Origin of the sequence: Pseudarthrobacter cellobiosi (genome assembly GCF_023913755.1) — a bacterium.
Lineage (GTDB): Bacteria > Actinomycetota > Actinomycetes > Actinomycetales > Micrococcaceae > Arthrobacter > Arthrobacter cellobiosi.
In genome coordinates, this window is sequence record NZ_JAMXBJ010000036.1 from 73,323 (window position 1) to 94,737 (window position 21,415).

A 21,415-nucleotide genomic window follows, 5' to 3' on the forward strand; every position below is an offset into this window, starting at 1 on the left:
CGCGGCGACACGGGCGTCAGGCTGGGAAGCGTCCTGGCCCTGACATGCGCGCAGCTGCCAGGTTTCGTCCCAGTTGCAAGCAGAACGGCCCTACCCTCAGTTGTATCAATGGGCAGTGTCTCCCAGCAGCCAGCTCATTGCTTCGCTCCTGTAAGTGAAGAACTTCGTGGGGGCATGGGGCGCGTTGATGCCAAGGAAAAAGTTAGCAATGACTCGATCTACCGGGCTGGAACCGAGTAGGGCGATCCGTGAAGCCGCGCACGGGATGGACCATACGGCGCGCGCTTCGCGGCTGACAGTTTCCGTAGCAGCCATATCGACCAGCATGGGATGATCGACGCCGTTGCAGACCTCGTTGACCATCGCCATCGCTGCCCTGGCGTCGGCTACGTCGATTTTGGCGTGGGGCGTCCAGATTAGATGGACGATACCGTCGCCTCGGAGCTCGACAGAGCCTTTTCCTCCTTCTAGTGGAGTTCGCCGCACTCGATGGCCTTCCGTATTGGTTCTGGACCCCATGATAGTCGGCACCAACGCGGCTGCTACACCGGCCCCGGCGGATGCCGGAAGCACGGCCTGTACTTCTCACGGACCCTTCCCCGCAAGCCTCTCCGATGCGAACTGCGGCCCGGAGGGGCAGACCAAAATAGTCCTGCGGTCAGGGGATCGGTTCTGATACGAAGGCCCGCACCCCATCACCTGGCTTATCTGGCCAGACTCAACCCGGGCACAGGCTTCTCTGCATTTTGCACGTGCCTACACTTTGGTCAGTTGGAGATGCCTTTTGCATCGCTGAGCCCGGCGAGGGCTTTGCGGAGTCGGGCATCGGCGTCGTCCGCGACCTCCCGGACGGCCGGGCTGTCGCTGAGCTGGACCATGGTTTGTGGGTCGATGGCGTCGATGGTGGTTTCGTGCGCGTTCTTGCCTCGTCTGACAACGACATTGCATGGAAGCAGCGCACCGAGTTCCGGCTCGGCTGCGAGGGCGCGGCTCGCCAGGGTGGGGTTGCAGGCGCCGAGGATTACATAGTCGCCGATGGCGTCGGCGGCCTCGGTGCCGAGTTTGGCTTCAAACGTGGAGCGGACGTCGATTTCCGTCAGTATGCCAAAGCCTTGTTCACCGAGCGCCTCGCGGGTGCGCTGGACAGCGTCCTCCCAGGACAGCGGGACGGTAACAGTGTGGGTATAGCTCATGAGCCTGCTCCTCATATGTCGTTACAGATACGGCCGATTCAGGTTGGGGGCCGCGCCGGGGCAGTTTGGGGGGAAACTGCCCCGGCACGGGGTCTGGGGTCCCTGCTTTTCAGGCGAGGGAGAGGAAGAGCTTTTCCAGCTCTTTTTTGTCCATGGTGGTGTCCTTACGGACGATGCACTGCTCAAGGCCGCTGGCGATGATGGCGAACCCGGCCCTGTCCAGGGCCTTCGAGACTGCCGCCAGCTGGGTGACGATGTCCTTGCAGTCCTTCCCTTCCTCCAGCATGCGGGTGACGGCGGCGAGCTGGCCCTGGGCGCGCTTGAGGCGGTTGACCACCGGGGTCAGTTCAGTCGAATCGAGTTGCATGAAGTCTCCAAGGCTTGGGCGTCTTGCCATCAACCATATACCCCCTGGGGTGTCTTGCATACCCCATTGGGTATCTGTAATACTCGGTGGGGTATCCACCAACCCCTTCGAGAGGCCCGCATGACTTCCCTTTCTCCATCCACCGCCATTACCGCCCTGGCGCCGGAGGCCTTGCGCAGCTGGGTCGCCGAGCATCAGGACCTTGTGGTCATCGACGTGCGCTCTGCCGCTGAGTTCGAGTCGATGCACATCCGGGGCTCCTACAACGTCCCGCTGCCACTGCTCTCCGAGCACACCGACGAGCTGGCCGCCCGGCTCGGCGCCCGCGTCGTGCTGGTCTGCCAGTCCGGAGCCCGCGCAGAACAGGCACGCCAGCGCCTCACCAAATCCGGAATCGACACCGCCTACGTCTTGACCGGCGGAGTACCCGGATTCGCAGCGAGTGGTGGCGACGTGGTCAAGGGCAAGGACCGTTGGGACCTGGAGCGGCAGGTCCGCCTCGCCGCCGGGTCCCTGGTGGTTCTTGGCCTGGCAGGGGGTAAATTTGTTTCCCCTAAGATCCGGACGCTTGCCGGCGTCATCGGGGCAGGCCTGACCTTCTCCGCGGCCACCAACACCTGTGCCATGGGCCAGGCCATCTCGGCGATGCCATGGAACAGGGCCGCCAAGGAGCCCACCCGCGAAAGCGCAATCCTGACCCTTCCTGTCGCTGACGCCCAGGAGGAGGTCAAGGCCTCATGACCGCCACCCTGATCCTGGTCCTTGCCCTGTCTGTAGTGATCGGGCTCTCGCTCGGCGTCCTGGGCGGCGGCGGATCGATCCTGACCGTCCCGATCCTGGTCTACGTGGCCGGGTTCGATGCCAAGGAAGCCATCGCCGCTTCGCTCTTCGTCGTCGGCGTCACCTCCGCTGTCAGCGTGCTCAGCCACGCCCGCGGGGGCAGGGTGATGTGGCGGACGGGCCTGATCTTCGGCGCAGCCGGGATGGCGGGCGCGTTCGTCGGCGGCCTCCTGGGCGGACATATCCCGGGCCAGGTCCTGCTCATCGCCTTTGCGGTCATGATGGTGGCCACGTCCGTGGCCATGCTTCGCGGCCGGAAGAAAAAGTCCGACGACGGCGCCACGCCGGTCAAGCATGAACTACCCCTGGGCAGGGTGCTGCTGGACGGGGCCGTCGTCGGGCTCGTGACCGGCCTGGTCGGCGCGGGCGGCGGATTCCTTGTGGTCCCGGCCCTGGCACTCCTGGGCGGCCTGCCGATGTCAGTTGCCGTCGGCACGTCGCTGGTAGTCATCGCCATGAAGTCCTTCGCGGGGCTCGCCGGATACCTCACCACCGTGCAGCTGGACTGGGGCATTACCCTCGGCGTGACTGCTGCTGCCATCGTCGGTACCCTTGCCGGCTCCAAGCTGGCCGGACGTATCCCGGAAGCTGCGCTGCGGAAGGCCTTCGGCTGGTTTGTCCTCGCGATGGGAACCTTCGTCCTTGTCCAGCAGGCCCCAGCCGACCTGAGGTGGTTCATCACCGCCGGCGTCGCAGCCCTGACGGCAGCGACCGCCGGCGTCTGCTGGTTCTTCATCAGCTCCTGCCCCCTGCGCAACCGTAGCGGCCGGCGTCGAAACGTTCCCTCCCCCGCCTGAACCCCACCATCACCCCAAGCAAGGAGAACACCATGGGCCTCATCAGCTCCCTGAAGAAGGCATTCAGCAAGCCCTACAAAACCATCACGGTCGCTGAGGCCAAGGAACTCCTGGCCTCGGGCGCGGCTCTGATCGACGTTCGTACCGTCCAGGAATGGCGCTCCGGGCGGGCCCCGCAGGCCAAGCATGTCCCGCTGGACAGGCTCCAGACCAGCATGACCGGAATCCAGAAGACCCGGCCCGTGATCGCCATGTGCCAGTCCGGGATCCGATCCGCTTCCGCCGCCCGCCTGCTTGCTGAAAAGGGCTATGAGGCATATTCCCTGCGCGGCGGCATGGGCGCCTGGCGCCAGGCCGGGGAACCCGTCCGCTAAGGACAACAGCCCCACTATCCGAAGGAACAACCGATGACTGAAATCACCGTCAACGAAGCCGACCAGCGCCGATCCACTGACCGGATCCTCGATGTCCGCGAGGACTTTGAAGTCGCCGACGGCATGATCGCGGGAGCGCTGCACATCCCCATGGGGCAGCTGCAGGCACGACTGTCCGAGCTGGACCCCACAGTCCCCGTCATCGCCGTCTGCCGCAGCGGCAACCGGTCCGCCGCCGTCGCGGACGCACTCAACGGTGCCGGCTTCACCGCCGACACCATGGCCGGCGGCATGATCGCCTGGACCCGCGCAGGACTCCCCACCACCTGACCCTCCTGCTGAAGATCAGCATCCAACCCTCCACGACACCATCCGGAAGGACACGAACCTCCTCATGGCAACCATCGATATCACCGAACAGAACTTCGCCGAAACCCTGGCGAACAACGACATCGTCTTCGTTGACTTTTGGGCAGCCTGGTGCGGCCCCTGCCGCATGTTCGCCCCCACCTACGGTGCCGCCGCCGAACGGCACCCGGACATCACCTTCGCCAAGGTAGACACCGAAGCCGAACAGGCCCTCGCCGCCGCGGCCAGCATCACCTCCATCCCCACCCTGATGGCTTTCAAGGACAAAACCCTGGTCTTCTCCCAGCCCGGAGCGCTCAACGCCACCGGACTCGAAGAAGTCATCCAGGACGTCAAGAACCTGGACATGGACAAGCTCCGGGCCGGCTCAGCGCAGCAGCACCCCTAACATCCCAACGAAAGACAGCTGGCACACCCAGCATTGCAACATACCCCCAGGGGTATTAGAATTGATGCAGGAACAGACGCCAAACTTCCCCTCATGAAGGAGAGCACCAATGCTTATCGAGCGTATTTACGATGAAGACCTCGCCCAGGCCAGCTACCTGATCGGCTGCCAGGCCAAGGGAGAGGCGATTGTGGTGGACGGCCGCCGCGACATCGCCGTGTACCAGGACCTTGCCGAGAAGAACGGCATGAAGATCGTGGCCGTTACCGAAACCCACATCCACGCGGACTACCTCTCCGGCACCCGCGAGCTGGCCGCAGCCACCGGGGCAAAGATCTACGTTTCCGGCGAGGGCGGCCCTGACTGGCAGTATGAATTCGACGGCGAAAGGCTCTACGACGGCGACACGATTGCCTTGGGCAATATCAGCATCAAGGCAGTGCACACGCCGGGCCACACGCCCGAGCACTTGTCCTTCCTCGTGACGGATGGCGCCTTTAGCGACCAGCCGGGCTACCTGCTCTCCGGTGACTTCGTCTTTTCCGGCGACCTTGGCCGGCCGGACCTGCTCGACGAGGCAGCAGGCGGTGTTGACACCCGCTTCGAGGGAGCGAAGCAGCTCTTCGCCAGCCTGCGGGACAAGTTCCTGACCCTGCCGGACTACGTCCAGGTCCACCCTGCCCACGGTGCGGGCAGCGCCTGCGGCAAGGCCCTTGGTGCGATCCCGTCCTCCACCGTCGGCTACGAGCGCCTCTACGCCTGGTGGGGACCGTACCTCGCAGCCAATGACGAGCAGGGCTTCATAAACGAACTCCTTGACGGCCAGCCCGACGCCCACGCCTACTTCGGCCGCATGAAGCGGGAAAACCGTGAAGGACCTGCCGTGATGGGTGAGCGTACGCCGCTGCCGGAACTCGCAGCCGGCATTGTTGCTGCAGGCCTGGCAGAGGACACCCTGACTTTCATCGACACCCGCTCCAACAGCGAGGTCCACGAGGGCACAGTGGCCCGATCCCTGAACGTGCCGGCCGGCAAGTCAGTGGCCAGCTACGGCGCCTGGGTAGTGAACCCGGAAACGGACAAGAACCCGCTGGTCCTCCTGGCATCCGACCAGGAAGCCGCGCAGGACATGTGGGACCACCTGGTCCGCGTCGGCATCGACAACGTCGCCGGCTACCTCACCAGCATCGACGGGCTGCCCACGACCACCCCCCAGCTGATCAAGCCCGAGGAACTCGACGACTTCGACGCCGCCATGGTGCTGGACGTCCGCAACCGCACCGAGCACACTGCCGGGCACATCCCCGGATCCCACCAGCTCAGCGGCGGCCGCGCCATGTGGCACCTCGATGAAATTCCGGCCGAGGGCACCATCGTGAGTTACTGCCAGAGCGGTGTGCGGAACTCCGTAGCCGCCAGCGCCCTGCGCCGCGCCGGGTACGACGTCGTCGAGCTCGACGGCAGCTACGCCGCCTGGGACGCCTGGCAGAACTCCCGTCAGTCAGCCAGGGCCTAGAACCACCGGCATCAGCGCGTCCCGGATAACCTGCGGTCAGGAACGGCCTGGCCGTGTACGAAAGAGACGAGGAACCCTTCATGATGAACGGCTTTGATATGGGCGGGATGGGGCTTGCGTGGATCTTCTGGCTTCTGCTGATCGCAGGCGGGGTCATGCTCGCCGTGGTGCTGGTCAAAGCCTTCACCCGCAACGGCGCCGGTAACGCGCCCACCGATGGGCAGGGACCACCGCGCACGGGTGCGGGCCCTGCCCGGGCCAAGGAGATCCTTGAGGAGCGTTACGCCCGCGGGGAGATCAGCACCGAGGAATACCAGGAACGGCGACGGATACTGGAGGAGGACGGCCGGTGAGGCCGCTGACACGCCGGCAGCTGCTGGCGCTGGGTGCGGTCGGGGCCGGCGCTACGGCTGCCGGCGGCGCCGGGCTGTGGCTGACCACCGGCAACGGACCCGGATACACCGGGGGTGAGGACCTGACCGAACCCCAGGTGCTGGCCAGCCGCGACCGGGTGCTGGAGCTGGACCTGACCGCCGCGCCGGCACGGGTCCGGGTCGGCGGGCGGGATGCCTCCGTCCAGGCGTTCAACGGCTCACTGCCCGGTCCGACCCTGCGGGTCCGCGCGGGCGACACGATCCGGGTCACACTGCGCAACGGGCTGCAGGCTCCCACGAACCTGCACGTGCACGGACTGCACGTCTCCCCACAGGGCAACAGCGACAACCCGTTCGTAAGCATTGACCCGGGCGGGTCCTTCGACTACGAGTTCACCCTGCCCGAGGACCACCCGCCTGGTACCTACTGGTACCACCCGCACCGCCACGGACACGCCGCCGACCAGGTCGCCGCCGGCCTCTACGGGGCCATCGTGGTGGAGGACCCCGACCCGGTCCCGGTCACCCGGGAGCGGGTGCTGGTGGTCTCCGACCTGTCCCTCGACGCTGCCGGCAATCTCGCCGAGGTGGACCAGATGCAGCAGATGATGGGACGTGAGGGAGAGATCGTCCTGGTCAACGGGCAACTCCGCCCGCAACTGCGCGCCGCGCCCGGAGAGCGGGAGCGGTGGCGGATCATCAACGCCTGCCCCTCCCGGTACCTGCGCCTGGCACTTGACGGACAGCAGGTCCGGCTGCTCAGCAGGGACCTCGGGCGCCTGCCGATCCCAGAGGACGTCACCGAAGTGGTTCTCGCCCCCGGCAACCGCGTAGAGCTGCTCGTGGAAACCCGCGACGGGTCCGCCGCCCTCACGGCTGCCGCCCTGGACCGCGGCAGCGTGAACGCCATGATGGGCGGGGCCATGAGGGGCGACAACGAATCCGGTGGCGGCCCGGTCGAACTGCTCACCCTGGCCGTCTCGGGAAGCGCGGGCACTGACCCCGGGCCCGTGCCCGAGGGCCGGCCCCTGCGCGATCTACGGAACGAACCGGTCACCGCCGCCCGCACCCTGAACTTCGCCATGGGCATGAATGGAACCATGGGCGCGGGAATGGGCGGCGGACAGGGCACCATGATGGCCTTCACCATCAACGGACGGGAGTTCGACCCCGAACGGCTCGACGAGACGGCCGCAGCCGGGACCGTGGAGGAGTGGACCCTGACCAACTCCAGCCCCATGGACCACCCCATCCACCTGCATGTGTGGCCCATGCAGATCGTCCAGGACGGCGATCGCGACGTGACCGGGCCCAGATGGCAGGACGTGGTCAACGTCCCCGCCCGCAGCCAAGTGAAAGTCCGGGTGGCATTCGACGACTTCGCCGGCCGCACCGTGATCCACTGCCACATTCTGGACCACGAAGACCAAGGCATGATGGCCACCGTCCAAGCCCGCTGACCGGCACCCCTAACACTGACAGGATCCGCCAATGGCCTTAGACAACACCCCCTCCCGCCAGCAGCCTCGGACAACCGAGGTCATCACGTTGGGACTGCGGCAGAACCTGGCCCAGTTCATGCTCCTCGTCGCCGTCAACGCCCTGGTGGGCGGCACCCTCGGCCAGGAACGCACCGTACTGCCGCTGCTCGCCGGACAGGTCTTCCACCTCGATGAGTACACTTCCGCCCTGACCTACATCCTGGCGTTCGGTCTGGCCAAAGCCGCCACCAACTACTTCGCCGGAACCCTCTCGGACCGCTACGGCCGCAAACCGGTTCTGGTCGCCGGCTGGCTCATCGCCCTCCCCGTCCCCCTCCTGCTGATCTTCGGGCCTTCCTGGGAATGGATTGTCGCCGCGAACGTCATCCTCGGTATCAGCCAGGGCCTGACCTGGTCCACCACCGTGATGATGAAAATGGACCTCGTCGGCCCCGAACGCCGCGGCCTGGCCATGGGGCTGAACGAAGCAGCCGGCTACCTCGGCGTCGCAGGCACCGCACTGGCCACCGGTTACATCGCCTCCACCTACGGACTGCGCCCCGGGCCCTTCCTGCTCGGCGCAGCCTTCATCGCCGTCGGCCTCGGCCTGTCCGTGCTGACCATCCGCGAAACACACCACCACGCCAAAGCCGAAGCCGCCGGGCACGTTCCGGTCCACGCCGGCAGCCATGCCGGACTGAGCAGCAGTGCCGTCTTCACCCTCACCAGTTTCCGGGACAAGTCCCTGTCCTCCGTCAGCCAGGCCGGGATGGTGAACAACCTCAACGACGGCCTCGCCTGGGGACTGTTCCCTGTCCTGTTCGCCGCCGCAGGGCTCAGTATCGAAAGCATTGGCGTCCTCGCCGCCGTCTACCCGGCCGTCTGGGGTGCCGGGCAGCTGGTCACCGGCGCGCTCTCGGACCGGATCGGGCGCAAACCGCTGATCGCCGGCGGGATGCTCGTCCAAGCCCTGGCGCTCGGTATGGTCGCCCTCGGAAATGACTTCGGAACCTGGCTTGCCGCCGTCGTCCTGCTCGGTGCCGGCACCGCCATGGTCTACCCCACACTGCTTGCAGCGATCGGCGATGTCGCCCACCCCGAATGGCGGGCCAGATCAGTGGGCATCTACCGGCTGTGGCGCGACGGCGGGTTCGCCGTCGGCGCCCTGCTCTCCGGCATCATCGCCGACGCCTACGGCATCCCGGCAGCCGTCGCCGTCGTCGCCGGCCTGACTGCGCTCTCCGGCATCATCGTGGCCGCACGGATGCGAAGCAGCGACCACCGCGGCCAGGGATGAACGAGTGGAACCACTTCAAGGACGGACGACCGGGATGCCCAGGTCGGTCAGGCGGCCCGGCAGGGCTGCCCGGTGATGTCTGGGTACATCCGCACACCAGAAGAGGGCGGTTCGTCGAAGGGCATTTCAGGCGCCGGGCGCAGTAGGGAGGCGACGCGGACAAACTCAGTGCAGGTGAACGGGACGCGGAGAACCGCCGTCCCCCCGCCGTCGAACGAGAGGGCAAAGTGACGCCGGAACGCCTCGTCGCATCGGTAATTGAGAGATCGAGGCGCACACGCCCGATGCCTTTCTTGCGGATGATGGGCCGGAGCCGAACGGTCGTGGCGCGGTCAGTGGGTGACGAGCTGTTGCGCTCGCTGGTGTGAGACGCCAAGTACCGCGCCGATGTCGCGGACGGTGACACCTTGCCGCTTCAGGACCATGGCCGCCTCGTGGCGTTCCTTGGCTGATGCCGCCTTCAGCTCATCGGACCTGGCAGCTAGCTCACGCGCTTGGCGGAGGTGGGCTGCGACTTCGGGCGTGTCGAATGTGACTTCGACGTCGAAGTCGGTTTCGGGGCGTCCCGTGATCATGGCCGCAAGATCGCGGACCATTTCGGGGATCTCGGCGACCGTGCGGGCCTGAGTGGTGAGCCCGTCGATTTGGGTGGATTCCAGGTACCAGAACCGTCCGTCCCGGCTGGCCGTTACTTCGAGTTTCATTTGGTGTCCTCTCCCTTGGCCTGCTCCATGATTTGCTTGGCGAGCTTCTCGCCGATTTCATTGTGGCGCGGCACAAACGTCGTATTATCGCCGACGTTCACGCGTGTGTGCCTGCCGCCTTCCTCGGTGGTGTATTCGACGCCGAGGTCCTGTGCAGTCCGCTTGAGTTGGTTCAGGAGTTCCCGGCGCTTCATCACAAGACAAGTCTATAGCGGACTAGGCGAGGCCGTCTAGTCCGCTATAGACTATGCCTGGGCGAGCTGTGCACCTCCGCGTCAGACGGCTTCCTCTGCATGCTCAGCGCACTGCACCGTCGCGATCAGCCGGCCACCGCCGTCGGCCTTTACATAGTGGGTCACGTGGTTCGTGATCCTGCCGCAGTGATCACAGAAGCACGCGTGTTGTTTTGTCTGCATAGCGAGATGTTACGCAGTTCGATGGATTTAAGGCGAAATCCCGGCTAGGAATGTGGATCTCCACATGCGGCCCGGACCGCGTCCCGCATCCCGGAAACTCCAAGGCCCCGCGGGTAGAATCGGGGCCAAGAAGAACGCAGTCGCTTTCCGGAGGTACGGAGAAACAATGTCAGAATGGCTCGACGTCGGCGCGGACAACTACGTGCTGGTCACCGAAGGATCACTGCTGAACACCGGCCTGATTGTGGGCTCCGAGCGGGCCATGGTGGTCGATACCGGCTGCGGGCCGCGGCAGGGGCGCGAGATTCTGGACGCGGTGCGGGAAAAGACCTCTTTGCCCCTGGTGGTGGTCAACACGCACGCGCACTACGACCACTTCTTCGGCAACGCCGTCTTCGCATCCGACGGCGCCACCGAGTTCTGGGCGCACGAAAACTGCGCCCAGGAGATCGACGACCACGGGGACCTGCAGCGCCGGTTCGTGGGAACGCTGGAGCCGGAGATGTCCACGGGTGAGGGCGAGAACGTGGAACTGGTGGTACCCAACGCCATCGTCAAGGACCAGCCCGTGCTGGTGGACCTGGGCGGGATCACCGTTACCCTCTTCTACCTGGGCCGCGGCCACACCGACGGCGACCTCCTGGTGGGCACGCCCACCACCCTCTTCGTGGGCGACCTCGTGGAGCAGGGCGCGCACCCGTCCTTTGAGGACTCCTACCCGGAGGAATGGGCCGACTCCCTGCGCCACATCTCCGCGCTGCGCCACCGGTACGAGTTCCTGATCCCCGGCCACGGCCAGCCCTGCAGCGACCAGTTCGTCAAGACCATGGCCAACACCATGACCACCGCTGTCCGCCAGGCCCAGCAGTCCATCCGCGAAACCCCCACCGACGCCACCAAGGCCATCCCCGTGCTGCCCTACGGCCCGGAGCAGTCACGCTGGTTCATCAAGCGCCTGCAGGAGACGCGGCCGCTGCACTAGGGCGCGCCGTCGTCGTTCACCCCTTATTCAGGCACATCCATCTGGAAGCCGCAGGAACAACGCAGGACCTGAGCCGTCATGTACACGCCGACCTCGTCTTCCTGCTGCCCGTCCGAAAGGCCCGGGACCCTGAGCCGCCGCACCTCCGAGCCGATCTTTTGCATCGGCAGCCCGCAGTGGACGTAGTGCCCGCCGAAGACCAGGACGCCCTTGGGGCTGTGGAACCGGCTAAAGACCGCGGCCACGGCAGCCACGTCCGCCCGCCCGACATGGTGGAGGTTGCAGGCGTCGCAGGAATACCCCACCTCCAACAGGACGTCCGACGGCGGGCTGACGGCCGTGATGGAGTGCAGCGTCAGCATGCCGTCGGTACCGCAGCGGGCGCAGGCAATATGACCGCCGTCAGTCGGCCCTTCGGCCCGGTTATCGCCGGGCCCCGGGGGATGGATGGGCATCGTCAGGCGGCTGCGGGGCGGCCGGCCAGGATGGTGGCTTGATCAAGGAACTGGCTGAAGTGCGAGGCGGCCATGGCGGGCTCTCTTTCGCTGTGTGCATTCCGGCCGCCGCGCTGCTACAGCGGCAACTCCAGACGTCCCTGCACCGGGCGAAAGGGGATTCATCAACTGAAGTGATATATGCCACTTTGAACTTAGCATGCCTCCCGCGAAGTCCAGCGACCCCTCCCACGGACTGTGCCTCACCTGAGCCCCTGCCAGCGAGACCTCAGGCATGATTGTTGGGTGATCACCGAACATGCACTGCCCTCCCTCCGGCCCGGCATGGAGGAGGACTTCGAGACTGCTTTTGGCACGGCAAAGTCGATCATTGGCTCCATGCCAGGATTCCAGGGCCTCACGCTTTCCCGTTGCATCGAGAACCCGGCCACGTACCTGCTGCTGGTGGAATGGGCGCGGCTGGAGGACCATACCGAGGGCTTCAGGGGATCGGCCGAGTACCAGGAATGGCGCGCGCTCCTGCACCATTTCTACGCGCCGTTCCCGACGGTGGAGCACTACGAGCCTGTTGTTGTTCTGAACCCGTGAGGGCTTCCGCGGCGCTACGGCTTGGACGGCTCCGACATACGGATGGCCATAACGATCAGGCCAGCGATCGGGATGAGCAGCCAGAAGAGCTCCGTCCACCGGCGGCCGGCATCACGGAGGCGGCGGACGCCGACGGCGAGCGTGGGGATCATCGTGCCGATCACCCAGAGCGAGGCAAGGCTGGAGCCGACGCCGATCACCCCGTTGGGGGTGGCCACGTTCAGGGCGCCAAGGCCGCTGGTTACCAGTGCCACGAAGAGGATGAACCACCAGAACTCGGCCACGCCGGCGCGGCCCCCAAACTCGGCGTACTGCCGGAAGCCCGCGAGGATCGCATCGCCGAACGATATAGTAGGGTGCCCTGCAGCCTGAGTCATGACCGGATTCTACCGCCGCGTACGGTCTATGGCGACGGCGTCAACAGAGCCTCCGTCAGCGCCGCGCCCACCCGCGCCGGCGCCACGCCGGCAGGACCGGCGGGACGCGCAGCGGCGACCGTCCCGTCGTCGTGCGTTACGTCTTTTTTGTGGCGAGACCGGCAAACCCGGGATTCCATCTGGACAGTCAACCGCATCGCGCCTCCGGCGGCCACGGAGGTCACATTGGGCGTGACTTGAGCAAAACCTTGAGCCTGTGTTCATAGCCTTGCGGCATGGGTAAGTATGGGGGTAAACAGTACGCGCGCGACACACGGAGTGAGCTCCGCCGTCGCCGATTTCAGGCGGTTCCCTACGTTGCGCTGGCCGCCCTGGCAGTGGCCACGGCAGCGGTGGTGGTGATCGCGCTCAAGGGGTGAGCGGCTGCTGCCCTATTCTTCGGGCAGCGGTGCAGATTAGGTATCCCACATGGCGTGCCATCCCTGGCATGTGAGGCTTCATCAGCCGGCAGTTCGAAGAATAGCCAGTCGGGAAGCGCCGGAACAGCTGCTAGGGCGCCTTCTCAATTCCTTGGTTCTGTCGGGACGCCGAGAGAACCAAGGAAGTGAAATGGCCGAATTCTAGGCGACGCGTTGTGTATGAGGAGCGCGCGGGCAGGGGCGCGAGGGAACAGGCAACCTGAATTCGCACTGAGGGTCGCTCTCAGGCTGTTTGCGGTGGGATCTGTTCGTGGCGGTGGTGGGATCTGAGTTGGATGATCCGCCCGGCGCCTGCCACGGCGACCAGGACCCCGCCGCTGACGGCGGCGATAAACAGGGCCATGCCCAGGGAAATTGTCCCGTCCAAGCCAAAGAACCTGACCCTGACGTTGTCCTGGTTCTGCACGATGAAGGCGATGAGCAGGATCAGCAGCATCAGGGTGGCCACGGTGGCCACCCAGATCATGCCTGAGCGGGTTACTGCCGGCCGATTCGCAACGGCCGGAGCGGGCCCGGGGCCGTGCACCGGCTCCGGCGGCGGAATCGGTTCAGCATTCATGAGGTGTCCCCTCTTTGGTTCCCGTGGACATCCCGGGCTGGTCCCGGGGCCAGGGCTGGGAAGGCCCCGGGTTTCGGGTCAGTGTTTCTTGAAGGCGTCTTTGATTTTTTCCCCGGCCTGCTTCAGGCCGGCCTTCGTCTGGTCGGTCTTGCCTTCGGCTTTGAGGCTTTCGTTGCCGGTGGCCTTTCCTGCGGCTTCCTTGCCCTTGCCGCCGGCTTTCTCGGCGGCGTGCCTGATCTTGTCACCCAAACCCATGATGGCTCTCCTATCCATGGCCGGTCCGCCGGCCCATGCCGGCGGGACACTTTCATCCTATCGCCGGGCGAACAAGGCGAACAAGGCGAACGGGCGAGGGCGATAACATTCACTCGGCACCGTGGTCAGGGCCGCCCCGCGGTGTGGTGGGCCGCTATCTGCGCGGGGGTGAGTGCGGTGGAGTAGGCGGCGGCGTACCTCATCCTGCATGTGAAGGCATGGTTGGACGGTTCGTTGGGGCCCCAGCCGGCGAGGTTGTTGTAGCCGATGCGCCAGAACCCGCTGAACGTTTCGCCGGTGGTGGTGGCGGGGTCCTGCGCGGCGAGCTGGCCGTCGACATAGAGTTTCATCCCGGCCGGAGACAGGGTCGCTGCGACGTGGTGGGGTGCCCCGTCGTTGTAGCTGCCGGGGGTGGTGATGACTTTCACGGTGCCGGGGTAGACGCCGAAGACGAGCTGGCCGGCGTTGTTCATGAAGATGTGCCGGTCATAGGTCGTGGAGGTTCCGGTGGCGGTGTTGCCCCAGCCGATCAGCCGCCCGCCCGGGGTGGTGGTCCTGAACCAGACCTCCAGGGTGAAGGTGTTTGTGGAGGCCCGGGCGATGGGGCCTCCTGCCGACACGTACGTTGATGTGCCGGTCAGGGCGTAGGATCCGCCGGCGTCCCGGGGGGTGCAGGGCCGGTTCGCTGAGGTGGTGTCGGAGCTCATGGTGCCGCGGTAGGTGCCGGGGTTGTTTTTGCCGGAGAAGTCCGCCGCCACGGCGGAGCCGGAGGGTTCGGCGAGGCGGTAGGCGAAAATTGCCGCGGCCTTGTCCGCTGCCATGGCGCCGTGGCAGGTGAAGTAGGGGGCCGTGCCTGCGGTGTTGGTGCTGTTCGTGACCCGTGCCTGATACCCGCCGGAGGTGGGAGGGGTGGCCAGCGCGGCCAGGCCGATCACCAGGGCCAGGGCGAGGGCGGCGGCGGGAAGGGCCGGGCGGAGCCGGGGTCCGCCCTGTTCCGTGGTCATCCGGGCACCCGGGCCGGTGTTTCCTGAGGGCCGCCGGAGCGCAGGCCCCGTCCGAGGACCCAGAAGACGGGCAGCAGGCAGAGGAGGGCGGTGATGATCCATCCCCACCAGGGCAGGTCGGCGGAGGAGGAGAGGTGGTAGTAGCCCTCGCCGTCGGTGGCGGTGAGTTCGCTGACCTGGCCGCTGGACAGCTCTGCCGTGGTGCCGTGCTCGGCCCGGACCGTGATCGGCAGCAGGCCGGTGGAGGCGACACTGGCCCGCGTCCCCGATTCGTCCGTGGTGACTCCGAGCAGGGTGAGGCCGATGAAGGGACGGAGCAGGATGACTGTGAGGGAAACGACGGCGCAGGCGCCGAAGAGCCGGACGGGTCCCTGCCACGGCCCGCGGATCCAGTACCTGGTCACGGCCCACACGGTCAGGCCTCCGGCCAGCAGCAGGGGCACGGCCTTGACCAGCCATCCCCAGCCGGGCAGGAGCGTGGCCACCCCGAGAATATTCAGCGGGGTCAGGACCCAGGGGTCGTCGGTTCCGTTGATGTCCCCGCGGGTGGTGATGCCCCCGGCCTCGTCGATCCCGGCGATGCGGTGGGTGTAGACCGTTCCGGGCCGCCCGGGCGGGGTGAAGGTGATGACTTCCCCGGTGTGCAGCGCGGACGCGGGCACGGGTTCGGACAGGACCAGGGAACCGACGGGTGCGCTCTGGCCCATGGAGGGGGTGGAGACAACGAACCAGCGCCAGCCGGCCAGAAAGAACAGGACCGCCACGATTACGAGCCCCGCTGCCAGCAGGGCGGCGGCGGGCAGGGCCATGCCGCGGACCCGTCGCCATGCCGGAGTCGCCATGGGGTTTCCTTTCCGTGCGGGGACGCGGGGCGGTGCCTGCGCCGGCATGACGTCATCCGGCACAGGCACCGCACCGTGTGTTTTTAGCTGGCGAAGGCCCAGGTGAGCGGCAGTGATGCGGCCAGGCCCTGGTAGGTGTTGTCTGCCGTCGTGTCGAGGGTGACCTTGATGGTGACCGGGACGCTCACGCCGGCGGCCGGGGCCGGGGTGATGCTGATCGCGGGCGCCCCGGCGAGGGTCGCGGCGGTGCCGTTGAAGATGGACGTGCCGCCGGCGGTGATGACGACCTTGAGCTTCGCGCACAGGTCCGTCGCGGTGCCGTTGACGGCGCCGTTGTTGGACTGGGCACACGCTGCGCCGGGGGTCAGGGTGAAGGTGCCGGCGTTGGCCGTGCCGATGTTTTTGATCGTGATGTCGGTGCTGACGACGTTGCCGGGCACCAGAACCGTGCTGCCGCCGAACTTGTTGATCGTCGCGCAGGTCGCGGTGTTCGTTCCGACGCCGCCAGCGCCGGAATTGGACGTGCAGGTGACGGGGGTGGTGCCGGTGGATTGTTCCTGCATCACCAGGGTGCCGGAGCCGGCGGTGTTGGCGCTGTTGGTGATGCTGGCGGCGAAACCGGAGAGCGTCCCGGTCAGTGTCAGGGACAGCAGTCCCGCGCCGGCGGCGGCGGCGATGAGAGCCAGCGGAGCGATGCGGCGGTTCTTCTTGGCGGGCATGGTGGAATCGTTCATGGCAGCTTCTTTCAGGAAGTCGTGATCAGACAGAAGGACCCCGCCGGGGCACCCTTGCGACGTGGTCCCCGGCCTGTCCATGGCGCACAGGTATCCGGTGATGGTTCACGAATATCCGCTGATGGCGGTCTAACCTGCGCCGTCCATGAATGCTCGGCCCGGTAACCGGGCCCGAACGGCTGCACCGCTGGCGCCCGACGAACATTACCGGCCGGTAACCCCGTTGCCCAATTGGCTCGCCGCACCGGCATCGGACATATCCCACGGTCCCCGCCGGCAGACAGCCCTCCAGGCCGGCCTGCGGTCGGCACTGACCGCCCCGCACGATTCTGAACGGGGCTCCGCGGCCGCCACCGCCGCCTTGCTCAGCGATGACCACGGCATCATCCTGGCCCGCCGGATCCTGGACGCAGCCCGAGCCATGCGCGATTTGTGCGGAGGTCGCCGCTGAGCCGGGCTCCGCTCCCTTCCGGGGCACGGGATGGGGCAAATCGCCCGGCTGCTCACGGTTGTACGGAGTCAAAGAACCGGTACTCCGGGGGATCGGTCCGGGCCTCGTGTGCCTTGGCATGGATGAAGTCACGGTCGTCCTGGGAGAGCACCGTCTCGCCGTGCCGTTCACCCTCGTCGGTTCCGCCGGTCTCCTTGCAGATGGTCGCTGTGATCGTGCGCGGCAGGATGAGGCATCCCGGGTGGTCGATGAGCCACTGCTGTGTGGCGTGATCGAGCCGGTCCCACTGGTCTTTGATGTTCATCCCCATGAATGCTGCCTTCCCGAGTGAACGCGTATTGAGGGCCCCGGCGTCGCGCCGGTACCCGGTGTGCGCTCAGGGTACGCCCCGCCGGCAGACGAAGGACAGGGCCGCGGGACGGAGCCGTGCACCGCGGCCCGTCGAACCGTCCCACCAAGGCACGCCGGCTGCGCTCAGGCACCTGTTGCCTCATTGGGGACTAAAGATATCGGTCGTTTGTGAATCAGAGGATTCGTTGCCCAGGATCCTCTTTCCGGAAGATGTGCACGTGCGGATAGTGTCGGCGTGGTGAGGGCTGAGCTTTTCCTGCACTGCCCCGTCGTTCCTGTCGGGGATTCGTTTCGATGGGAGTTCTATGTCTGGTGTTCAGGTCCATCCGGATGTCGCCATGGTGATGAGGGTTCTCGGCGACCTCGGCCTCGCCTGTTCCCCCGCCAAAGTCGAGGCCGACAACGCTGAGTACGGTGCCGCGATCTCGGCAATCGGTCGGTCTCCGGTTCGCTTCAGGGTCGGAAAGCTGACCCCGACGAAGGTGGGCTTGTTCGTGACGGTGTGGCGGCGCTCTCTCGGTGGGTCGACCGAACCTCTGCCTGCGGAGGAGGACCCCGACATGCTCGTGGTCTGCGTGGGGGAGGATTCCCGGGTCGGAGCATTCGCGTTTCCGAAGGCCGCGCTCGTCAAGCATGGCGTCGTCTCCGTGGGCGGGGCCGGAGGCAAGCGAGGATTCCGCGTCTATCCGCCATGGTCAGCAACGACGAATCGGCAGGCGAAAAAATCCCAGCAATGGCAGTGTAATTACTTCTTCGAGATGGCTGACGGATCCGCCATCGATGCGCAGCGAGCCATTCGACTCCTCGTTGAGGCCTAGCTAGGAGGAGCGCTGGGGAATAGCTGCGAGACGGAAACCAATCTTGTCCGGAGGGATCCATCTGGTGACCGGAAGCATGCCCACCGCGCCGCGCCGTTGACGCGATTTGTCAATCCCGTGACGGAGCGATAGCGTGACCTCTGATCGCATGGGGGATCACTCTAACGTTCGGAGACCGTTGTGGCTCTCATTGACTATGTCCTGGCGCTGTGCGCACTGTTGGGCACACTGTTGATTCCCTTTCTTGCGATGTACCACGTGCTGCGCCGGAAGCGACGCGCAGTGCGGGTGACCGCCACGAGGAGTATCCGCCGCTAGCCATGCCCTATATAGATATCAACCCGCATAAGGGCCGCCCCAAATGGCAGGCCTACGCCATTCTGGCCGTGCTTCTGGTCCTCACCGGCGCCGTGGTGATTGCCGCGCTCACCCGCGGCTGACCTCGTAATTCTGCCCAGCGCCTAGACTTACTGATTGAATCAGTCCGTAAAGTGCCGCAGAAACCTTGTGCCGAAAGTCCTGGGGAGACAGACATGCCCGATCCGGCGGATCAGAACGCACGCCCCATCGCAGAAGATGCAGGGCTACCGCAACCGCCCCGGCGACGCCGTGACCTCCGTCGCGCCGACGGTGCGCTTTCGGATGCCCAGACAGGAACCATGCCAGCCGTAACGCCAGATCTTTCGAGCACCCCCGACGCCGGCACCCCGGTACCGCGCCGCAGTTCCTGGGCGGAGGCGGCGGCCGCCGCCGACCAAGCCAGTCCCGCGCCTTCCGCCCCCATCACCTCTGTCCCGGCGCCCACCCGCCGGCCCGCCAGGCCGCCGGTGACCCCGCTGCCGCAGGCGACGCCGCAGGACGGGCAGCCGGCCGAGCCGGACTTTGGCACCCCCGCATTGGCGTACGACGGCGACGAAGCCGCGCCGCCGTCGTCGTACGTTCCTGAGGAAGCACCGGAGCCGGCACCGGCGTTCCGGCGCATCCGCCCCACCACCGCGGACATCATCGCCGACAGCCCCATGCCCGACTTCATCAGCTCCCCGGGCCTGTTCGTCAAGGAGCAGAAGCCCCGGCCGGTGGGCGGCGTCCGCGGCGCCCTCTACTCGCTCACGGGCGGGGCCTGGAACATGGGCCCGAGCGCCAAGCAACGCGAGGAAGACGAGCTGGGCCGCCGCATCTCCCGCCAGCTGCAGGGCAGCTACAACACGGCGGTGCTGAGCCTCAAGGGCGGCATCGGCAAAACCTCCACCACGGTGGGCGTGGGCCTGACGCTGGCCGAATTCCGCGGCGACCCGCCCTGCGCCATCGACGCCAACCCGGACTCCGGCGACCTCGTAGAGCGCGCCCTCGGCGAGGGCATCTACCAGCAGGCCAGCCCGCGCACCATCACCGACCTGCTGGCGAACATCGACGGCGTTGACTCGCTCACCGGGCTGGCCCGGTACATGCACCACGCCGGCCGGCTGCACCTGATCGCGGGGGAGCAGGACCCGGAGGTCTCCGACTCGCTCACGGCCGCCGAGTACCTGCGGATCCGCAAGCTCATCTCCAACTACTACTCCGTGGCCCTGACCGACTGCGGCACCGGCGTGACCCACAATGCGATGAGCGGGATCCTGCAGTCGGCGGACAACCTGATCATCGCCGCCGGCTATGCGGTGAGCGGGGCCAAGCGTGCCCGCAGCACCCTGCACTGGCTGGCGAGCCACGGGTACGAGGACCTGGCCCGGAACGCCGTGGTGGTCATCACCGACAAGGACGAGGTCTCCTCCCGCGTGGACAAGGACGCCATCGAGGAGCACTTGGCCGGGATCTGCCGCCAGCTCATCGCCGTCCCGCACGACCGCGGCGTGGCCGACGGTGACCTGGTAACCCTGGACGTCTTGAAGCCGGAGACGCGGCGGGCGTACAAGGAGATCGCGGCGTCGATCGTGGACGGGTACCGGTAGCTTCTGTCTTGCCCCCGCCTCCCCAACTAGGTAGCGCTAACTGTCGTTATGAGGGCTCAAAACGACAGTTAGCGCTACCTACTTTTGGGTGGGCAACAATCTTGAGTGAACGCACCGTGCCATCTTTGGCTGATCCTGAGCATCGGTCACTAGCGTCAGCGCATCAGCCATATGAAAGGTGCGTCAACGATGACCATTCTTGAATACCTCACAGGCCTGGCAATCATCCTCGGGTCCCTTATGGGCACCATGGGACTCTCCGCAGCGGTCATGCGTCACCGGCAGCGCCACTAGGCAACTGGACGCCTGGTTTCCAGCCAGTCGTGGTATGTCTGGCGTCCGACGGCGGAGCCGGCCGCCGGGACCAGGTCACCGCGACGCATGGCTTGACCCATGGCGCCGGGTGCCGGTACCTTCACGACCAGCTTCCGCTGCCCGGATTTCCGCAAGTATTTGTGGACCAGATCCGCGAGCTGCTCCCGACGGGGCCCGCCAAGATCAGTAACCCGTCCGCGGGGTCCCTGCTCTGCTGCGTCCACTAACGCCTCAGCCACTTCCCGCGCTGCGACCGGCTGAGTGATCATCTGAGGAACCAGTACCACCGGGCCAATCGACGCGGCGTTGATGGCCATGGGCACAAACTCGTGGAACTGAGTGGACCGCAGGATGGTCCACGGCACTTCTCCGTGCCGGACGGTATCCTCCTGCGCGAGCTTCCCGGCGTACAGCCCCGACGCAGCCCTGTCGATGCCTACGATCGAGAGCGCAATATGGTGCCTGCACTGAACCGCCACCTCGGCTGCGAGCAGGTTCCGGGTGGCGGCAGTGAAAAAGTCCACGGCCTTCCTGGTGGAAAGCGTCTGGATTCCGGAGACATCAATAACGGTGTCCACACCGAGCAGGGCTTCGTGCAATCCGCGGCCCGTGGACAGGTCCACGCCTTCTGATCGTGTCAGGCTGGTGACCCGGTGTCCGCGGTCCCTGGCAATGGAGACGACATGTTGGCCAACGGTCCCGGTACCTCCTGGAACGGCAATGTACATGCTCAGATCTTATGGCCAATGGTCAGCGGCACTGAAGACAGGTAGCCGCTACTCGTGTGCGCGTGTGCTGTACATCCCTAGTCTCGGACCATGGAGCGAGGAAATTACCGAAGAGTGCGGCGGCGCGGGCGGGCACGGCCTACCGAACGAGAGATCCAGGGGCTCGTTGCCCTGATCGGTGACTTGGGCCCAGAGGCGGTCAGCCGGAAGGTTGCCGTTGTCGCGCCCGTCTCCGGATTCGGCCTCTTGCGTGAATCGCTGCGGAAGGTCCTGAACAAGGGATCCGGCATTCGCTGACAGCCCGGCGCAAACGGGGTTTCGATGCTCCTATGGTTGTCAAGCGGCTTGTTGAAGGGTTTGGTGGCGTTGTTGGATCTTGATGAGGATGGGATGAATTTCGCGGCAGACGTAG

Annotated in this window: 30 protein-coding genes; 15 read left to right on the plus strand and 15 right to left on the minus strand. The window is 66.0% G+C overall.

From position 1 onward, the window contains the following. Positions 1-105: 105 nt before the first annotated feature. The 3 genes from NG696_RS21185 to NG696_RS05900 all read right to left on the minus strand — a co-directional run bounded on the left by NG696_RS21185 (position 106) and on the right by NG696_RS05900 (position 1,560). Positions 106-519, minus strand: coding sequence for a DUF7793 family protein (locus NG696_RS21185; RefSeq protein WP_252569995.1), 414 nt, complete (start codon positions 517-519; stop codon positions 106-108). A 248-nt stretch (positions 520-767) separates the two neighbouring features. After that, the gene (locus NG696_RS05895) at positions 768-1,193 is read right to left on the minus strand and encodes a DUF302 domain-containing protein (RefSeq protein WP_252574710.1); all 426 of its coding nucleotides are present in this window, start codon (positions 1,191-1,193) and stop codon (positions 768-770) included. A 109-nt stretch (positions 1,194-1,302) separates the two neighbouring features. Then, positions 1,303-1,560 carry a metal-sensitive transcriptional regulator gene (locus NG696_RS05900; RefSeq protein WP_252569989.1) on the minus strand — a complete coding sequence of 86 codons (258 nt, stop codon included), beginning with the start codon at positions 1,558-1,560 and terminating at the stop codon, positions 1,303-1,305. Between the two features lie 120 nt (positions 1,561-1,680). Between NG696_RS05900 and NG696_RS05905 the strand changes: the two genes are divergently transcribed. The 9 genes from NG696_RS05905 to NG696_RS05945 all read left to right on the plus strand — a co-directional run bounded on the left by NG696_RS05905 (position 1,681) and on the right by NG696_RS05945 (position 8,996). Next, positions 1,681-2,301, plus strand: coding sequence for a rhodanese-like domain-containing protein (locus NG696_RS05905; RefSeq protein ID WP_252574711.1), 621 nt, complete (start codon positions 1,681-1,683; stop codon positions 2,299-2,301). Further along, positions 2,298-3,197 carry a sulfite exporter TauE/SafE family protein gene (locus NG696_RS05910; RefSeq protein WP_252569984.1) on the plus strand — a complete coding sequence of 300 codons (900 nt, stop codon included), beginning with the start codon at positions 2,298-2,300 and terminating at the stop codon, positions 3,195-3,197. Before NG696_RS05905 ends, NG696_RS05910 begins: the two co-directional genes overlap by 4 nt. Positions 3,198-3,229: 32 nt before the next feature. After that, complete coding sequence (locus tag NG696_RS05915) at positions 3,230-3,571, plus strand: rhodanese-like domain-containing protein (protein WP_252574713.1); 342 nt, start codon at positions 3,230-3,232, stop codon at positions 3,569-3,571. A 33-nt stretch (positions 3,572-3,604) separates the two neighbouring features. Continuing rightward, positions 3,605-3,901, plus strand: a complete 297-nt coding sequence (locus NG696_RS05920) for a rhodanese-like domain-containing protein (RefSeq protein WP_252569978.1) — start codon at positions 3,605-3,607, stop codon at positions 3,899-3,901. Positions 3,902-3,965: 64 nt separating this feature from the next. Continuing rightward, positions 3,966-4,328 carry a thioredoxin gene (trxA, locus tag NG696_RS05925; RefSeq protein ID WP_252574715.1) on the plus strand — a complete coding sequence of 121 codons (363 nt, stop codon included), beginning with the start codon at positions 3,966-3,968 and terminating at the stop codon, positions 4,326-4,328. Between the two features lie 109 nt (positions 4,329-4,437). After that, positions 4,438-5,844: an MBL fold metallo-hydrolase gene (locus NG696_RS05930; protein ID WP_252574717.1), complete on the plus strand. Its 1,407-nt coding sequence runs from the start codon at positions 4,438-4,440 to the stop codon at positions 5,842-5,844. A gap of 53 nt (positions 5,845-5,897) precedes the next feature. Next, entirely contained in the window at positions 5,898-6,197 is a 300-nt protein-coding gene (locus NG696_RS05935) for an SHOCT domain-containing protein (RefSeq protein WP_308291949.1), read from the plus strand. Then, on the plus strand, positions 6,194-7,678 hold the full coding sequence (locus NG696_RS05940) for a multicopper oxidase family protein (protein ID WP_252574719.1): 1,485 nt from the start codon (positions 6,194-6,196) through the stop codon (positions 7,676-7,678). The genes NG696_RS05935 and NG696_RS05940 overlap by 4 nt, the downstream gene beginning before the upstream one ends. Positions 7,679-7,709: 31 nt before the next feature. Further along, positions 7,710-8,996 (plus strand): MFS transporter, encoded by a 1,287-nt coding sequence (locus NG696_RS05945; RefSeq protein ID WP_252574721.1) that lies wholly within the window; start codon positions 7,710-7,712, stop codon positions 8,994-8,996. 332 nt (positions 8,997-9,328) lie between these two features. Here NG696_RS05945 and NG696_RS05950 read toward each other — a convergent pair whose 3' ends face one another. The 3 genes from NG696_RS05950 to NG696_RS05960 form a co-directional block, all read right to left on the minus strand. Further along, the gene (locus NG696_RS05950) at positions 9,329-9,700 is read right to left on the minus strand and encodes a hypothetical protein (protein WP_252574723.1); all 372 of its coding nucleotides are present in this window, start codon (positions 9,698-9,700) and stop codon (positions 9,329-9,331) included. Next, positions 9,697-9,894, minus strand: a complete 198-nt coding sequence (locus NG696_RS05955) for a type II toxin-antitoxin system HicA family toxin (RefSeq protein WP_374211183.1) — start codon at positions 9,892-9,894, stop codon at positions 9,697-9,699. Before NG696_RS05955 ends, NG696_RS05950 begins: the two co-directional genes overlap by 4 nt. 81 nt (positions 9,895-9,975) lie before the next feature. Beyond that, positions 9,976-10,116, minus strand: coding sequence for a hypothetical protein (locus tag NG696_RS05960; RefSeq protein ID WP_252569959.1), 141 nt, complete (start codon positions 10,114-10,116; stop codon positions 9,976-9,978). Positions 10,117-10,282: 166 nt separating this feature from the next. On the opposite strand from NG696_RS05960, the gene NG696_RS05965 reads away from it, so the two are divergent. Further along, positions 10,283-11,098, plus strand: coding sequence for an MBL fold metallo-hydrolase (locus NG696_RS05965; RefSeq protein WP_058931525.1), 816 nt, complete (start codon positions 10,283-10,285; stop codon positions 11,096-11,098). A 23-nt stretch (positions 11,099-11,121) separates the two neighbouring features. Here NG696_RS05965 and NG696_RS05970 read toward each other — a convergent pair whose 3' ends face one another. Continuing rightward, positions 11,122-11,553, minus strand: coding sequence for a hypothetical protein (locus NG696_RS05970; protein ID WP_252574727.1), 432 nt, complete (start codon positions 11,551-11,553; stop codon positions 11,122-11,124). Positions 11,554-11,838: 285 nt separating this feature from the next. On the opposite strand from NG696_RS05970, the gene NG696_RS05975 reads away from it, so the two are divergent. Then, on the plus strand, positions 11,839-12,141 hold the full coding sequence (locus NG696_RS05975) for an antibiotic biosynthesis monooxygenase family protein (protein ID WP_252574735.1): 303 nt from the start codon (positions 11,839-11,841) through the stop codon (positions 12,139-12,141). Positions 12,142-12,155: 14 nt separating this feature from the next. Here the strand turns inward: NG696_RS05975 and NG696_RS05980 are convergent, their stop codons facing one another. Continuing rightward, the gene (locus NG696_RS05980; protein ID WP_252569950.1) at positions 12,156-12,518 is read right to left on the minus strand and encodes a DUF805 domain-containing protein; all 363 of its coding nucleotides are present in this window, start codon (positions 12,516-12,518) and stop codon (positions 12,156-12,158) included. Between the two features lie 275 nt (positions 12,519-12,793). Here NG696_RS05980 and NG696_RS05985 point away from each other — a divergent pair, with 275 nt between their 5' ends. Then, positions 12,794-12,937: a hypothetical protein gene (locus NG696_RS05985; protein WP_252569947.1), complete on the plus strand. Its 144-nt coding sequence runs from the start codon at positions 12,794-12,796 to the stop codon at positions 12,935-12,937. Between the two features lie 283 nt (positions 12,938-13,220). Here NG696_RS05985 and NG696_RS05990 read toward each other — a convergent pair whose 3' ends face one another. The 5 genes from NG696_RS05990 to NG696_RS06010 all read right to left on the minus strand — a co-directional run bounded on the left by NG696_RS05990 (position 13,221) and on the right by NG696_RS06010 (position 16,391). Next, complete coding sequence (locus NG696_RS05990) at positions 13,221-13,556, minus strand: LapA family protein (RefSeq protein ID WP_308291950.1); 336 nt, start codon at positions 13,554-13,556, stop codon at positions 13,221-13,223. Positions 13,557-13,634: 78 nt separating this feature from the next. After that, positions 13,635-13,811, minus strand: coding sequence for a CsbD family protein (locus tag NG696_RS05995; RefSeq protein WP_104061730.1), 177 nt, complete (start codon positions 13,809-13,811; stop codon positions 13,635-13,637). Between the two features lie 125 nt (positions 13,812-13,936). After that, positions 13,937-14,815, minus strand: a complete 879-nt coding sequence (locus tag NG696_RS06000) for a LamG domain-containing protein (RefSeq protein WP_252574738.1) — start codon at positions 14,813-14,815, stop codon at positions 13,937-13,939. After that, positions 14,812-15,657 carry a S26 family signal peptidase gene (locus NG696_RS06005; protein WP_252569942.1) on the minus strand — a complete coding sequence of 282 codons (846 nt, stop codon included), beginning with the start codon at positions 15,655-15,657 and terminating at the stop codon, positions 14,812-14,814. Before NG696_RS06005 ends, NG696_RS06000 begins: the two co-directional genes overlap by 4 nt. Positions 15,658-15,740: 83 nt before the next feature. Next, on the minus strand, positions 15,741-16,391 hold the full coding sequence (locus NG696_RS06010) for a hypothetical protein (RefSeq protein ID WP_252569939.1): 651 nt from the start codon (positions 16,389-16,391) through the stop codon (positions 15,741-15,743). Between the two features lie 145 nt (positions 16,392-16,536). On the opposite strand from NG696_RS06010, the gene NG696_RS06015 reads away from it, so the two are divergent. After that, complete coding sequence (locus NG696_RS06015) at positions 16,537-16,842, plus strand: hypothetical protein (RefSeq protein WP_252574740.1); 306 nt, start codon at positions 16,537-16,539, stop codon at positions 16,840-16,842. A gap of 52 nt (positions 16,843-16,894) precedes the next feature. Here the strand turns inward: NG696_RS06015 and NG696_RS06020 are convergent, their stop codons facing one another. Further along, the gene (locus tag NG696_RS06020; RefSeq protein ID WP_252574742.1) at positions 16,895-17,146 is read right to left on the minus strand and encodes a hypothetical protein; all 252 of its coding nucleotides are present in this window, start codon (positions 17,144-17,146) and stop codon (positions 16,895-16,897) included. A gap of 352 nt (positions 17,147-17,498) precedes the next feature. On the opposite strand from NG696_RS06020, the gene NG696_RS06025 reads away from it, so the two are divergent. Both NG696_RS06025 and NG696_RS06030 read left to right on the plus strand, forming a co-directional pair. Further along, the gene (locus tag NG696_RS06025) at positions 17,499-18,011 is read left to right on the plus strand and encodes a MepB family protein (protein ID WP_252574744.1); all 513 of its coding nucleotides are present in this window, start codon (positions 17,499-17,501) and stop codon (positions 18,009-18,011) included. 659 nt (positions 18,012-18,670) lie between these two features. Next, positions 18,671-19,960, plus strand: coding sequence for a MinD/ParA family ATP-binding protein (locus NG696_RS06030; RefSeq protein ID WP_252574746.1), 1,290 nt, complete (start codon positions 18,671-18,673; stop codon positions 19,958-19,960). A gap of 290 nt (positions 19,961-20,250) precedes the next feature. Here NG696_RS06030 and NG696_RS06035 read toward each other — a convergent pair whose 3' ends face one another. Next, positions 20,251-21,003, minus strand: coding sequence for an SDR family oxidoreductase (locus tag NG696_RS06035; RefSeq protein ID WP_252574747.1), 753 nt, complete (start codon positions 21,001-21,003; stop codon positions 20,251-20,253). Between the last annotated feature and the right edge of the window lie 412 nt (positions 21,004-21,415).

What these genes read in the sequence shown, in the direction of transcription:
- NG696_RS21185 (WP_252569995.1), bottom strand. Translation starts at nt 519, where the DNA reads ATGGGGTCCAGAACCAATACGGAAGGCCATCGAGTGCGGCGAACTCCA.
- NG696_RS05895 (WP_252574710.1), bottom strand. Translation starts at nt 1,193, where the DNA reads ATGAGCTATACCCACACTGTTACCGTCCCGCTGTCCTGGGAGGACGCT.
- NG696_RS05900 (WP_252569989.1), bottom strand. Translation starts at nt 1,560, where the DNA reads ATGCAACTCGATTCGACTGAACTGACCCCGGTGGTCAACCGCCTCAAG.
- NG696_RS05905 (WP_252574711.1), top strand. Translation starts at nt 1,681, where the DNA reads ATGACTTCCCTTTCTCCATCCACCGCCATTACCGCCCTGGCGCCGGAG.
- NG696_RS05910 (WP_252569984.1), top strand. Translation starts at nt 2,298, where the DNA reads ATGACCGCCACCCTGATCCTGGTCCTTGCCCTGTCTGTAGTGATCGGG.
- NG696_RS05915 (WP_252574713.1), top strand. Translation starts at nt 3,230, where the DNA reads ATGGGCCTCATCAGCTCCCTGAAGAAGGCATTCAGCAAGCCCTACAAA.
- NG696_RS05920 (WP_252569978.1), top strand. Translation starts at nt 3,605, where the DNA reads ATGACTGAAATCACCGTCAACGAAGCCGACCAGCGCCGATCCACTGAC.
- trxA (WP_252574715.1), top strand. Translation starts at nt 3,966, where the DNA reads ATGGCAACCATCGATATCACCGAACAGAACTTCGCCGAAACCCTGGCG.
- NG696_RS05930 (WP_252574717.1), top strand. Translation starts at nt 4,438, where the DNA reads ATGCTTATCGAGCGTATTTACGATGAAGACCTCGCCCAGGCCAGCTAC.
- NG696_RS05945 (WP_252574721.1), top strand. Translation starts at nt 7,710, where the DNA reads ATGGCCTTAGACAACACCCCCTCCCGCCAGCAGCCTCGGACAACCGAG.
- NG696_RS05950 (WP_252574723.1), bottom strand. Translation starts at nt 9,700, where the DNA reads ATGAAACTCGAAGTAACGGCCAGCCGGGACGGACGGTTCTGGTACCTG.
- NG696_RS05955 (WP_374211183.1), bottom strand. Translation starts at nt 9,894, where the DNA reads ATGAAGCGCCGGGAACTCCTGAACCAACTCAAGCGGACTGCACAGGAC.
- NG696_RS05960 (WP_252569959.1), bottom strand. Translation starts at nt 10,116, where the DNA reads ATGCAGACAAAACAACACGCGTGCTTCTGTGATCACTGCGGCAGGATC.
- NG696_RS05965 (WP_058931525.1), top strand. Translation starts at nt 10,283, where the DNA reads ATGTCAGAATGGCTCGACGTCGGCGCGGACAACTACGTGCTGGTCACC.
- NG696_RS05970 (WP_252574727.1), bottom strand. Translation starts at nt 11,553, where the DNA reads ATGCCCATCCATCCCCCGGGGCCCGGCGATAACCGGGCCGAAGGGCCG.
- NG696_RS05980 (WP_252569950.1), bottom strand. Translation starts at nt 12,518, where the DNA reads ATGACTCAGGCTGCAGGGCACCCTACTATATCGTTCGGCGATGCGATC.
- NG696_RS05985 (WP_252569947.1), top strand. Translation starts at nt 12,794, where the DNA reads ATGGGTAAGTATGGGGGTAAACAGTACGCGCGCGACACACGGAGTGAG.
- NG696_RS05990 (WP_308291950.1), bottom strand. Translation starts at nt 13,556, where the DNA reads ATGAATGCTGAACCGATTCCGCCGCCGGAGCCGGTGCACGGCCCCGGG.
- NG696_RS05995 (WP_104061730.1), bottom strand. Translation starts at nt 13,811, where the DNA reads ATGGGTTTGGGTGACAAGATCAGGCACGCCGCCGAGAAAGCCGGCGGC.
- NG696_RS06000 (WP_252574738.1), bottom strand. Translation starts at nt 14,815, where the DNA reads ATGACCACGGAACAGGGCGGACCCCGGCTCCGCCCGGCCCTTCCCGCC.
- NG696_RS06005 (WP_252569942.1), bottom strand. Translation starts at nt 15,657, where the DNA reads ATGGCGACTCCGGCATGGCGACGGGTCCGCGGCATGGCCCTGCCCGCC.
- NG696_RS06010 (WP_252569939.1), bottom strand. Translation starts at nt 16,391, where the DNA reads ATGAACGATTCCACCATGCCCGCCAAGAAGAACCGCCGCATCGCTCCG.
- NG696_RS06015 (WP_252574740.1), top strand. Translation starts at nt 16,537, where the DNA reads ATGAATGCTCGGCCCGGTAACCGGGCCCGAACGGCTGCACCGCTGGCG.
- NG696_RS06020 (WP_252574742.1), bottom strand. Translation starts at nt 17,146, where the DNA reads ATGAACATCAAAGACCAGTGGGACCGGCTCGATCACGCCACACAGCAG.
- NG696_RS06025 (WP_252574744.1), top strand. Translation starts at nt 17,499, where the DNA reads ATGTCTGGTGTTCAGGTCCATCCGGATGTCGCCATGGTGATGAGGGTT.
- NG696_RS06030 (WP_252574746.1), top strand. Translation starts at nt 18,671, where the DNA reads ATGCCAGCCGTAACGCCAGATCTTTCGAGCACCCCCGACGCCGGCACC.
- NG696_RS06035 (WP_252574747.1), bottom strand. Translation starts at nt 21,003, where the DNA reads ATGTACATTGCCGTTCCAGGAGGTACCGGGACCGTTGGCCAACATGTC.